The organism is Arthrobacter sp. yr096, assembly GCF_900108925.1.
GTDB lineage: Bacteria > Actinomycetota > Actinomycetes > Actinomycetales > Micrococcaceae > Arthrobacter.
Window position 1 is genome coordinate 299,333 of the sequence record NZ_FNYI01000002.1, and the last position, 12,063, is coordinate 311,395.

At 63.6% G+C, this 12,063-nt stretch carries 12 protein-coding genes; all 12 read right to left on the reverse strand.

Going from position 1 to position 12,063, the window contains the following annotated elements; genetic code table 11:
• Nucleotides 1-13: 13 nt before the first annotated feature.
• Nucleotides 14-1,468, reverse strand: a complete 1,455-nt coding sequence (locus tag BMY91_RS06120; protein ID WP_090819893.1) for an NAD(P)/FAD-dependent oxidoreductase — start codon at nt 1,466-1,468, stop codon at nt 14-16.
• Nucleotides 1,469-1,506: 38 nt separating this feature from the next.
• Nucleotides 1,507-2,898: a S8 family serine peptidase gene (locus tag BMY91_RS06125; RefSeq protein WP_090819896.1), complete on the reverse strand. Its 1,392-nt coding sequence runs from the start codon at nt 2,896-2,898 to the stop codon at nt 1,507-1,509.
• Nucleotides 2,895-3,851 carry a Ppx/GppA phosphatase family protein gene (locus BMY91_RS06130; RefSeq protein ID WP_090819899.1) on the reverse strand — a complete coding sequence of 319 codons (957 nt, stop codon included), beginning with the start codon at nt 3,849-3,851 and terminating at the stop codon, nt 2,895-2,897. Before BMY91_RS06130 ends, BMY91_RS06125 begins: the two co-directional genes overlap by 4 nt.
• Nucleotides 3,848-4,531 (reverse strand): DUF501 domain-containing protein, encoded by a 684-nt coding sequence (locus tag BMY91_RS06135; RefSeq protein WP_175538543.1) that lies wholly within the window; start codon nt 4,529-4,531, stop codon nt 3,848-3,850. The genes BMY91_RS06130 and BMY91_RS06135 overlap by 4 nt, the downstream gene beginning before the upstream one ends.
• 68 nt (nt 4,532-4,599) lie before the next feature.
• The gene (locus BMY91_RS06140) at nt 4,600-5,376 is read right to left on the reverse strand and encodes an FtsB family cell division protein (RefSeq protein ID WP_090819905.1); all 777 of its coding nucleotides are present in this window, start codon (nt 5,374-5,376) and stop codon (nt 4,600-4,602) included.
• Between the two features lie 133 nt (nt 5,377-5,509).
• Nucleotides 5,510-6,790: a phosphopyruvate hydratase gene (gene eno / locus BMY91_RS06145; RefSeq protein ID WP_090819908.1), complete on the reverse strand. Its 1,281-nt coding sequence runs from the start codon at nt 6,788-6,790 to the stop codon at nt 5,510-5,512.
• Nucleotides 6,791-6,906: 116 nt separating this feature from the next.
• Nucleotides 6,907-7,587: a MazG nucleotide pyrophosphohydrolase domain-containing protein gene (locus tag BMY91_RS06150; protein ID WP_090819911.1), complete on the reverse strand. Its 681-nt coding sequence runs from the start codon at nt 7,585-7,587 to the stop codon at nt 6,907-6,909.
• The gene (locus BMY91_RS06155; RefSeq protein ID WP_090819913.1) at nt 7,565-8,707 is read right to left on the reverse strand and encodes an adenosine deaminase; all 1,143 of its coding nucleotides are present in this window, start codon (nt 8,705-8,707) and stop codon (nt 7,565-7,567) included. Before BMY91_RS06155 ends, BMY91_RS06150 begins: the two co-directional genes overlap by 23 nt.
• 28 nt (nt 8,708-8,735) lie before the next feature.
• The gene (locus BMY91_RS06160) at nt 8,736-9,419 is read right to left on the reverse strand and encodes a DedA family protein (protein WP_090820664.1); all 684 of its coding nucleotides are present in this window, start codon (nt 9,417-9,419) and stop codon (nt 8,736-8,738) included.
• 193 nt (nt 9,420-9,612) lie between these two features.
• Nucleotides 9,613-10,263 (reverse strand): DedA family protein, encoded by a 651-nt coding sequence (locus tag BMY91_RS06165; RefSeq protein ID WP_090819916.1) that lies wholly within the window; start codon nt 10,261-10,263, stop codon nt 9,613-9,615.
• An 87-nt stretch (nt 10,264-10,350) separates the two neighbouring features.
• Nucleotides 10,351-11,661, reverse strand: coding sequence for a thymidine phosphorylase (locus BMY91_RS06170; protein ID WP_090819919.1), 1,311 nt, complete (start codon nt 11,659-11,661; stop codon nt 10,351-10,353).
• Entirely contained in the window at nt 11,658-12,062 is a 405-nt protein-coding gene (locus tag BMY91_RS06175; RefSeq protein ID WP_090819922.1) for a cytidine deaminase, read from the reverse strand. The genes BMY91_RS06170 and BMY91_RS06175 overlap by 4 nt, the downstream gene beginning before the upstream one ends.
• Nucleotide 12,063 lies beyond the last annotated feature (1 nt).

A 12,063-nucleotide genomic window follows, 5' to 3' on the forward strand; every position in this document is an offset into this window, starting at 1 on the left:
CGTCGGGCGTGTACTACTTGGCGTCAGCAGTTACCGGGGTCTTGGCTTCCTCGGCAACAGGCTTGGCTTCAACGGGTGCCGGTGCAGCTGCAGGCTTGGGAGCCGGCGTCGCTGCGGCCACGAAGGCACCGCGGGGGTTGTCCAGGTCGATCAGCTGCGTGGTGTCGCGGCCTGCGAAGAATGCAAGGATCCAGCCGAAGATCACGCGGAACTTGCGCTCAACGGTGGGCATGGCCATGCCGTGGTACCCACGGTGGGCCAGCCAGGCGAGGCCGCCCTTGAGGCCGATGCGGCCCAGCAGGTTGATGTTGGCAACACCCTTCCACTCGCCGAAGCCGGCAACAGCACCAAGGTTCTTGTGCTTGTAGTCGTGCAGCGGCTTGTCCCAGCGGGAAGCCCAGAGGTTCTTGGCGAGCTTCTTGGCCTGGCGGAGTGCGTGCTGGGCGTTGGGGACGCAAGTGCCGTCCGGCAGGCCCTTGCCCGTGAGGTCCGGGACGGCGGCGATGTCGCCGGCTGCCCAGGCGTTCTCCACGATGCCTTCGTCGCCTGCGATGCGCAGGTCCGGGAGGACGCGAACGCGGCCACGCGGTTCCAGCGGGAAGTCCGTGGAGCGGATCATCGGGTTGGCCTGCACACCGGCAGCCCACACCAGGGTGTCAGCTTCAACTTCCTGTGCCGGGGTCTTGTCCGGGAGGTTGATGAGCTTGAGGTTGCCCTCGGCGCTGTCCAGGGAGGTGTTCAGCAGAACTTCGATGCCGCGGCTGCGGAGGTGCTCCACAACCCATTCAGCCTGCGAGGCGGTGACCTCGGGCATGATGCGTCCCATGGCTTCGACCAGGATGAAGCGGACTTCTTCCTGGCGGATGCGCGGGTTGTTACGCACGGCGGCGCGGGCGAGGTCTTCCATTTCGGTGAGGCACTCAATGCCGGCAAAACCGCCACCGACAACAACGAACGTGAGGGCCTTGGCGCGCTCTGCGGGGTCCGTCATGGTGGAAGCGGCTTCAATGCGCTCCAGCACCTTGTTGCGCAGTGCAACAGCTTCCTCGATGGTCTTCAGGCCGATGCCCTTGTCCGCGAGGCCCTTGATGGGGAACGTACGGGTGATGGCGCCTGCTGCAATGACGACGTCGAAGTACGGGATTTCGAAGTTTTCGCCGCCATCGGACGGAGCGATGACCGCAGTCCGGTTGGCGTGGTCGATGCTGGTGACGCGGCCCTGGATGAGCTCAGTCTGCTTCAGGTGCTGACGGTGGGAGACGACGGCGTGCCGTGCCTCGATGTTGCCACCTGCAACTTCCGGGAGGAAGGGCTGATAAGTCATGTAAGGCAGTGGATCCACGACGGTGACGATGCCACCTGCATTCGCGATCTTCTTCTGCAATTTGAGGGCTACGTAGAGGCCGACGTAGCCGCCGCCGACGACGAGAACCCGGGGACGGTCAATGAGCTCAGGGGTGGTTGCCATGAGACCAGAGTACCGTACTTTGTGAAAATCTTCACTAACTACTTTTTGACGGGTGGATCCACCTTCATCATCGCGCCCGTTTCGGCTTCCTCGGGCACCGCCGGCGGGTTCTTCGACACCCTCCGCAACTGGATCGCGGCTCCGGTGACAAGAGCGATAAACAGCGCACCAAACCCAAGCACGACGGCGGCGGGAAGGGCATCGTCCACAGTGGCCGGCGTCTTGGCTACAGGGACGGTCGGATCGGCAAGCGTGGGTGCCGCGCTGGTAGGACTCGCAGCGGGTGCCTGCGACGGCGTACTGAAATCACCACGGCGGTGCACACGGATCCAGTCCGCAATGGAACCCAACGGGTTGCTGCTGGCCGTGGGCACGTCATCCTTCAGCGCCGCCTCGGCATTCAGGATCCCGTAACCGTAGAGCGGATCCTTGCCCGGAGCGCCTGCGTCCTTGGCCGTGCTGACAATCCTGTTGATGACCTGTGTGGCACTCATCTCCGGCCATTTGGAGCGGATCAGTGCGGCAACGCCGGACACGATGGGCGCTGCACCGGAGGTACCAGCCCACTCGGCGTAGCCGCCCCCGGGAATGCCGCCCACCAGATTCTCTGCAGGTGCGGCCACCCCGATGCTGATGCCTTGGGAGGAGGAGTCCACGCTGGCCCGCCCGTCGCCGTCCAGTCCGGCAACCGTAAGGACACCGGGGATGGTGGCCGGAGCTCCCACCTGGATGTTGCCGCCCACGCGGTTTCCGGCAGCGGCGACGATCACGACGTCCTTCTGCTCGGCGTACAAGAACGCGGCGTCCCAGCTCTGTGGCCAGTCCGGGGATGTACTTCCCAGGGAAATATTGATGACCTTGGCACCGTTGTCCACTGCCCAGCGGACGGCGTCCGGAATCTGCTCCTGATCCGATTTACCGCCGGGGTTGGGCGATCCGAGCCACGTTGACACGGCCAGGATCTCCGCTTCAGGTGCCACACCCGTGATGCCTTCCGGTCCCCCGGCTGGAGGGACCGTGGGTGGGGCAGCGGGAGTTGCTGACGCAGATGGTGACGGCGATGCCGTAGGGGTCGTGTGGCCACGGCCGGCCAGCATGGTAGCCACCAGGGTTCCGTGCTCGGTCTTGGCCCCGATGCTCTTCTGCCCGTTGGGAGCGCCGGCTCCGGAGACGTCCGTGCCACCCACCACCACACCCTTCAGGTCAGGATGGTTGCCGTCGATGCCGCTATCGATGATGGCCACCTTGACCCCGGCACCCTTGGAAACCTGCCACGCGTTGGTGACTCCTGATTCCTTGAGCCAGAACTCCTTGTCCCGCCAGGCGTCCGCGCTGGCGGCCGGAGCCGTCAACAATGCACCCGCCAGCGCGCTGCCGGCCATGAGGGTGGCCAATCCGGCGGAGAAGGTGCGGCGGTATCGCACCGTCATTCGGCGTCCCGGATACTCAGTGCGATGCCGTCCAGGATGTCGTGCTCGCTGGAGACAGCCACAGTAATCCGGCCATCGCTGACGGTTGCCAGCCGGTCCAGGATGCGACGCCATACCAAGGCGCCGGCGCCGATGACATCCACGCGGCCGGGGTGCATGAAAGGAAGTGCCGCACGTTCGTCGCGCGTCATTTCCAGCAAGCTGGTGCAAGCGTCGCTGATGGTCTGCAGATCCAGTGAAGCCCCGTGGATCCGGCTGGGCGAGTATTCGCTCAGGCCCAATGCGTGCGCCGTGATGGTGGTGATGGAACCCGCCACGCCAACCACAGCGGTGGCGCGGTCAAGCGGCACCTCTTGCCCGGCAAGGTCAAGCGCGGCATCGACGTCGGACTCTGCTGCAGCGATTTCCGCTGCGGTGGGCGGATCACTGCGAAGGTGACGCTCAGTCAGCCTTACGCAGCCAATATCCACCGAGCGGGCAGCGATGACGCCATTGGAGTCACCCAGCACGAATTCGGTACTGCCGCCGCCCAGGTCCACCACAAGGATGGGGTCTGCCCCGGTAACCGGCAGGACACTGCTGGCGCCGGCGAAGGACAGAGCAGCTTCCTCGTTACCCGAAATTACTTCCGGTTCCACGCCCAACAGTTCACGAATGCCGTCCACAAAAACCTGGCGGTTGCGGGCATCGCGGGTTGCGGACGTCGCAGCGAACCGGACTCGTGTGGCACCGTGGAGCTGGATAAGCCCGGCATAGTCCTTTGTAGCTGCGAATGTGCGTTCCAAGGCCTCGGGGGCGAGTTCGCCGGTGGCATCAACACCCTGGCCCAGCCGGACCACGCGCATTTCACGCACAACATCGGTCAACGGTCCCGGCGCTCCATTGGCTGAGGCGTCTGCGATGAGGAGGCGGATGGAATTGGTTCCACAGTCGATCGCTGCGACGCGGCTCATGCAGTGCCTTCCTGCTCGCCCGGAGCACTGGTTTTTGCTGTCCTTACCGGCGCGGGACGTCCAACGATGTCCGGCAAGCCCTGCGGGCCGTGGCGGCTCAGGTCCTTCGAGGGGGCCTCGCCTGCGGTATCCCAGGCGCCGTCGCAATAGCAACGGTCTTTGGTCCACCACTCAGTGATGGACTCCAAAGCCTCGTCACCCAGCGGATTCACCCCCGGACCCGCGGCGAGCGAATGGCCCACCAAAACATGAAGGCACTTGACGCGGGTGGGCATGCCGCCGGCAGAGATGCCGTCAATCTCGGGCACCGCGCCGGTTCCCGAACGGCCGGCGATGTCGTTGCGGGCCTGCAGGTAGGCCTCGTGGGCGCCACGGTAGGCTCCAGCCAATTCCTGGTCTGCGGTCAACCGCTCGTTCATCTGGTTCATGAGCCCTGCCGCTTCCAGCCGCGACACAGCGGAGGTGATGACCGGGTGGGTCAGGTAAAACGTGGTGGGAAACGGTGTTCCGTTGCTCAACCGGGGCGCGGTGGCCGCAACCAGCGGGTTGCCGCATACGCACCGCGCCGGGATCTCAACGACATCCCGGACCGGCCTGCCGAGCTGGCGGCTAAGGACCTCGAGATCATGTGCTGATGGCTGGCGGGATTCCTGCGGCACGGCTGCCGTGTACTCTTCCACTTGCGCTGCCAACCTTCCTGCCCTCTTAGCCGCGTCCTCTCAGGACACGACGGCGGCGGGCACCGCTTCTAGTCAGTTGCCGATCGTCTGATGGACTCCCAGAGAGCATCCACCCAGGGCAGATTCTCCGGGTTTGCAGAAGATCCGGAGCCGGTGCGGCCACCCGGCGTGCCGGCGGCTTCTTCTCCCCCAAACACCCAGTAACCTGTTTCACCCGGCATAACCATGTTAATGCGGTCGCGGGCCTGTTGTTTCACGTAGTTGGGGTCCTGCCACCGGGAGATCTGTTTGTTGAGCTCAGTTTGCTCCGCTTTCTTGCCGGCAATCTCGCCCTCCAGCGCGGAAATCTCGGCTCGTTTCTCCAGGAAGATCTTTACAGTGGGGGCCAACATGATGGTGATGGCAATCATCACCACGGCCAGCGCCAGCATTCGTCCGGAAAACGCCTTGGCCGGAACGGGGTCGAGGTGGTGGTCATCCTTGGCTGCGGAACCTGCTGTACCCGGGGACTTCGCTGTCGTCTTGTTCGAACCGCCGGCTGAGCTCCTGCCGGTCGTCGGCTTCTTCCCGGCAGCTGCCTTGCCCGCCACAGCATGTGTGGCAGCAGCGCTGTTCCGGCCAGCGGCCGACGTCGAGGTTTTGGGGGCAGCGCGCGTGGCCCCGAACTCCCCCTTGATGACGTCTGCCCCGTCCGGATTTCCGCCGTGCGGATTTGCAGCATCAGGAGCTTTAGGCGCAGGACGCGGGGTTCCGTTGGGAGGCCGGGTTCCACTGGGAGGCGTAGCTTGGTGGGCAGGCCGGCCAAGGGCGTCGGCCCTGGGGACCTTGGGACGACGGGTGGCCATGACACTCCTGTAATGCCCGGTGCTTGCCTGGCGGGGTTGCTGCTCTTGCTTGTTCTGACCAGGCCAGCGTTAAACAGAACCGGTGGCCATGGTCTTTCCACCATAGCCACCGGTCAGCTGTTTTTGCTGAAGGCTAGCCCTTGAAACGCGGGAACGCGCTGCGGCCGGCGTAGCGTGCGGCATCATCGAGTTCTTCTTCGATGCGCAGCAGCTGGTTGTACTTGGCGACGCGCTCGGAGCGTGCCGGGGCACCGGTCTTGATCTGACCTGCGTTGGTGGCAACGGCGATGTCAGCAATGGTGGTGTCCTCGGTTTCGCCGGAGCGGTGCGAGGTGATGGTGGTGTAGCCGGAGCGCTGGGCCAGGGAAACGGCGTCCAGCGTCTCGGTCAGGGAACCGATCTGGTTGACCTTGACCAGCAGGGAGTTGGCCGTGGCGGCGTCGATGCCCTGCTGCAGGCGGACCGGGTTGGTGACGAAGAGGTCGTCGCCCACCAGCTGGACCTTGTCACCAATGGTGTCGGTGAGGGTCTTCCAGCCTTCCCAGTCGTTCTCGTCCAGCGGGTCTTCGATGGAAACCAGCGGGTAGTCGGCAACCAGCTCGGCGTAGTACGCGCTCATCTCGGTGGCAGAGAGTGCCTTGCCTTCGAACTGGTAAGCACCGTCCTTGAAGAACTCGGAGGATGCAACGTCCAGTGCCAGGGCGATGTCCTTGCCCGGGGTGTAGCCGGCGTTCTTGATGGCTTCCTGGATCAGGTCCAGTGCAGCGCGGTTGGAGGGCAGGTTGGGGGCGAAGCCGCCCTCGTCACCCAGGCCGGTGGAGAGGCCCTTTTCCTGAAGAACGGACTTGAGGTTGTGGTAAACCTCAACGCCCCAACGCAGGCCTTCGGAGAAGGTCTCGGCGCCGATCGGAGCGATCATGAATTCCTGGATGTCCACATCGGAGTCGGCGTGCGAGCCACCGTTGAGGATGTTCATCAGCGGAACCGGCAGGACGTGGGCGTTTGGGCCGCCCAGGTACTTGTACAGCGGCAGGTCAGCGGAGGCTGCGGCAGCGTTGGCAACGGCCAGGGAGACGCCCAGGATGGCGTTGGCGCCCAGCTTGCCCTTGTTGGGGGTTCCGTCCAGGTCGATCATGGCCTGGTCGATGCTGCGCTGGTCTGTGGCGTCGAAGCCAATCAGTGCCGGGGAGATCTCGTCGATAACCGCGTCAACGGCCTTCTGGACACCCTTGCCGAGGTAACGGCCCTTGTCGCCGTCGCGAAGCTCAACGGCCTCGTGCTCACCGGTGGAGGCACCGGAGGGTACTGCTGCGCGGCCGATCTGGCCGTCGGAGAGCAGAACCTCAACTTCTACGGTCGGGTTTCCGCGGGAATCAAGGATCTCGCGTGCGTGGATGGCATCGATAAGCGCCATGGATGTGCTCCTTATGGGCGAATTACAGGAATGTGGAGGGAAATTCTCAACGTCCTCGTCGCTACTAGCGTAGTCGAGAGTGGCTTAGGTTACGGCACGGCTTCCAACGGCTCACGTCATGAAGGCGACGCGTGGTCTTTCTGAAACGATCGAACTGCAGCGCGAAGGGCCCGCTCGGCGTCCAACCCCTGTTCCCGGGCACCGGCGACGACGGCGAGCAGCAGCTCGCCAAGCGCCTCTTCGGTTGCGGGAATGACGGGAAGTACGACGGCGGATTGCCCGCCTGCCGCTCCAACGGGCAGGCCGGCGCGGGCCGCCCTGTCCATGGACTTTTGTGCCGCTGCCAACGCCGGAAGGTGCGGGGGTATGCCCTGGAAAGGGTCCTTCCGTTCAGGCATTTCCGCCTTCTTTGCCGCGTCCCACGTGACGATGATCTCCTCAACGCTGGCCGGAAAACTTTCCCGCAAGGATCCGTCAGGCGTGAAAACGTGCTGGTTGCGCCGGATCATCTTTTCGTTGATCCCCTTGGCTACGGCATCGAAGTCAAAGCTGCCGCGCTCCTCGGCGAGCCGGGCGTGAAGCACTACCTGCAGCAGTACATCGCCCAGCTCGCCGCGGAGCTCGTCGTCAACATCGCCGGCCTCGATCGAGTCCACCACTTCGTAGGCTTCCTCAATCAGGTACTCCACCAGCGACTCGTGCGTCAACGCACCCATCCACGGGCAATGTTCACGCAGCTCAGCGATCGTCCCCAGCAGCTGGTCCAGAGGAGAATTAGCCGAGGTTGGCGTAGGCATCGTTGATGTACTCAACCAAAGCTTCACGCTCGTCCAGCGGCAGGAAAGCTGCCTCTGCGGCGTTAAGGGTCAGTTCGAGCAGATCATCAAGATCGTAATCGAAGGTTTCCACCAGGAGCTCAAACTCATCCGTCAGGGTGACACCGCTCATGAGGCGGTTGTCAGTGTTGATGGTGACGTTAAAGCCGAGCTGGAAAAGCATGTCCAGCGGGTGGCTTTCAATGCCCTCGCCAAAGCCGGAAATGGCGCCGGTCTGGAGATTGGACGACGGGCAGATCTCCAAAGCGATTCCGCGGTCGCGTACCCAGGCGGCAATGCTGCCGATGGTCACCATGCCAACAGTGTCCTCGCCGTCGTCGTCCGAGTTGTCCTCGAACTCCACCGTGATGTCCTCGGCGATCCGCACGCCGTGGCCCAGGCGCAGCGCGCGTCCATCCACGAGTGCGGACTGGATGCTCTCCAGGCCGGCGGCTTCACCAGCGTGGACGGTGGCCGGGAAGTTGTTCTCGGCCAAGTATGTGAAGGCGTCCTTGAAGCGGGAAGGCAGGAAGCCGTCTTCAGCACCGGCAATGTCGAAACCAACGGCGCCGTTGGCCCGGTGACGAACAGCGAGTTCCGCGATTTCCTGACCACGGTCAGCGTGCCGCATGGCCGTGATCAGCTGACCAACCTGGATCTGCTGGCCGCGCTCTTCTGCCGCGTCGACGCCTGCTTCCAAGCCAGTCTGGACGGCTTCGACCACCTCATCCAGGGTCAGGCCCTTCTGCAGGTGCTGCTCGGGCGCCCAGCGCACTTCGCCGTACACCACGCCGTCCTCGGCAAGGTCTTCCACGAACTCCTTGGCGACCCGGAACAGGCCTTCCTTGGTCTGCATGACGGCAATGGTGTGGTCAAAGGTTTCGAGGTAGCGAACCAGGGAGCCGGAGTCGGCAGACTCGCGGAACCATTCGCCCAGCGCGACGGGATCGGTGGAGGGCAGCGTGTGGCCGACGGCCTCAGCCAACTCAATGATGGTGGCGGGGCGGAGTCCCCCGTCCAGATGGTCATGGAGGGAAACCTTGGGAAGGCTCTTCAGATCGAAGTCAAGGGCAGGGGCAGCGTCAAGTATGGGCTCAGTCACGTACTAACTGTAGGGGGACTGCAGGAGCTTAGCCAGCAGGCTTGGAAGCGTCGACGCCGGCAATCACGTTCGTGGAGGCCTCATTCGAAGGGGCCTCCGGGTTCAGGGCGGCACCACGGGCGGCGTCCTTCTTCTCCAGATATTTATGCCACCAGCGCAGGGCATGATCCACCACGATGCCCAGGACCACTGCGAACGCAACGGCGATGCCAACCCCCAGGAGCGGGTTGTTGTGCACCCATTGCCCCGCCAGCAATCCAATGCCGATGGAGTATGCAACCCACGTGACGCAGGCAAAAGCGTCCAACCAGAAGAAGGTCCGGTGGCGGAACCCCGTTTGCCCGGCGACGTAGTTCACCGCAACGCGGCCCCACGGAATGTAGCGGGCCGTGAAAATCAGGACGGCGCCGCGCTTGTCCAGCTCATACTGGGCCCAGGCGAACATCTTTTGGACCTTGGGCCTGCGCATCCACTTCCAGCGGGTCAGTCCGATCTTGCGGCCAAGCATGTAGGCCATATTGTCGCCGGCCATCGCCCCCACCAACGCTGTGGCCCCAAGGATCCACAAGTTGGGTTCTCCGCTGTGAAGTGACAGCGCCGAGAGACCCACAATGGCTGTTTCGCTGGGGAGGATGGTGGCAAATCCGTCAATGAAGAAGAAGACCAGGAGGACCGGGTATATCCAGGGCTGCCCGGCTGCATGCTCGAGCATTTGGTTCAAAAACTCCACGCGGCGGTAGCTCCTAGGCGAATATGACTTGACACTGTGACGGAAGTCGCTCTTAGTGTCCCATGGCCGGGACGTCGTTCGCTACGTCCCAGCCTTGGGATCACGCGTTTAACGCTATACGTGCTGATAAGGTGCCGTCGTCAACCGCGGGGCTGATCTTCCGGGGCCGGAAGCGTCATACCGTGGGTGGAGTCTGGGCGTCTTCCTCGGGGATGTTTTTGCCGTCCAGTGGAACTGATCCGCGGACTTTACTGATGATGCGATCGATGATGACCCCAAGAATCACCGCCACAACTATGGCGATGACTGCACCCAGCAAGTGGTTGTGCTCGAACCAGACCCCGAAGAAGTACCCCAGCACCACTGAATACGAGGCCCACAGGATAGCCGACATGGCCGTGAGTGCTACGAAGCGGCGGTGGTTGAAGTGTGTTGCCCCGGCGGTCAGATTGACGGCCACCCTGCCAATGGGGATGAACCTGGCCACCATGATCAGCGAGGCAGCGCGACGTCGAAGTTCCTTGCCTGCCCATCGGAAGGCACCCTGCATCCGCTGCGTGCGCATCCACCGCCAGCGGTGGATGCCGATCCGGTGGCCAATGATGTACGCGATGTTGTCGCCGGCGAAAGCTCCCAAGGCTGCCATCACGCCAAGCAGCCATACGTTGGGCGAGCCGCTGCTGCCGGACACGGCACTCAGGCCCACCACCACGGATTCGCTGGGAATTGGCGGGAAGAAACCATCAATCACACAACAGGCCAGCACAAGGAACAACACCCACGGCTGCTCCGCCGCGGCGAGGATGAAATCGTTGATGCCCTGCACGGTTTCCTTAAGGTAGCCGGCTCCCCCACAGGCGCCGGATGACTGGTGTTCCGGGCCGTCCGTGCGGACAACCCGGAACACTTAAGCCTAGGCGATGCGATCGATGATGAGCTGATGGGCCGGGCGCGAACCCTCAGGGGCAATCACCACGGCATCCTGCAGCGCTTCCTTGGCCCGTTCAAACTTCTCCGGGGTGTCCGTCAGCAATGTCATCAACGGCTCTCCGGCACGGACCAGCGCACCAGGTTTCGCATGCAGGCGAACACCTGCTCCGGCCTGGACTTGGTCTTCCTTGCGTGCCCGTCCTGCGCCAAGGCGCCAGGCCGCCACCCCAACGGAGAGCGCATCCAGTTCCACCAGGACTCCATCCGCCGGCGCGTAGACAACCTCGGATTCCCGGGCCACCGGCAATGCAGCCCGGGGGTCCCCACCCTGGGCTTCGATCATCCTGTTCCAGACGTCCATGGCGCGGCCGTCCTTGAGTGCGGCAGCAGGATCGGCGTCATGGATGCCGGCACCGGCCAGCATCTCCTCAGCAAGGCGGACGGTCAGCTCGACGACGTCTTCCGGCCCACCCCCGGCCAGGACCTCAACGGATTCCTCAACCTCGATGGCGTTTCCAGCAGTCAATCCGAGCGGGGTGGACATGTCCGTGATCAGCGCTACCGTGTGCACGCCTGCGTCCTTGCCCAAGGCCACCATGGTCCCGGCCAGCTCGCGGGCCCGGGCTTCATCCTTCATGAAGGCGCCCGAACCAACTTTGACGTCCAGCACCAAAGAGCCCGTGCCCTCCGCGATCTTTTTGCTCATGATCGAGGAAGCGATCAGCGGAATGGCTTCCACGGTGCCCGTTACGTCGCGGAGTGCGTACAGCTTCTTGTCGGCAGGCGCCAGCCCCGAACCTGCGGCGCAAATGACGGCTCCCACGTCCTGGAGCTGCGCCATGATCTCGGCGTTGCTCAGGTTGGCGCGCCATCCCGGAATCGCCTCAAGCTTGTCCAGGGTGCCGCCGGTGTGCCCCAGGCCCCGGCCCGACAGCTGCGGCACCGCGACTCCGAAGACGGCCACCAGGGGTGCCAGAGGCAACGTGATCTTATCCCCCACCCCACCGGTGGAGTGCTTGTCGCTGGTAGCCTTCTGACCGCCGTCGGGCCTTGTCAGGGACGAGAAGTCCATGCGCTCGCCCGAGGCGATCATGGCGGAGGTCCACCGCGATATCTCGGCGCGGTCCATGCCATTGAGCAGGATGGCCATATTCAGTGCGGCCATCTGCTCCTCGGCAATCACGCCACGTGTGTACGCGTCGATGGTCCAGTCAATCTGCTCGGGTGAGAGGGTGCCCTTGTCCCGCTTGATGGAAATGATCTGGACGGCGTCGAACGCTTCAGTGCTGGTCACGTGGTTTCCTCCAGGTTTTCGGGACCGAAGGCGTCAGGCAGCACCTGGTCCATGGATTTGATTCCCTGCGTCGTCATAAGCTGCATTCCCGGCGCCCTGAATTCGTAGAGCAGCTGACGGCAACGCCCACACGGCATGAGGATGTTGCCTTGGCCGTCAACACAATAGAAGGCGGTCAGCCTGCCACCACCGGTCATGTGGAGCTGTCCCACCAGCGCGCATTCGGCGCAGAGGGTCAGCCCGTAGCTGGCGTTCTCCACGTTGCAGCCGCTGACAATCCGGCCGTCCTCGGTGAGGGCCGCAGCCCCCACCGGGAACTTCGAGTACGGCGCGTAGGCATTGTGCATGGCCTGCTTTGCCGCCTCTTCCAGTGCCTGCCAATCGATGTCATTCGCCGGCATG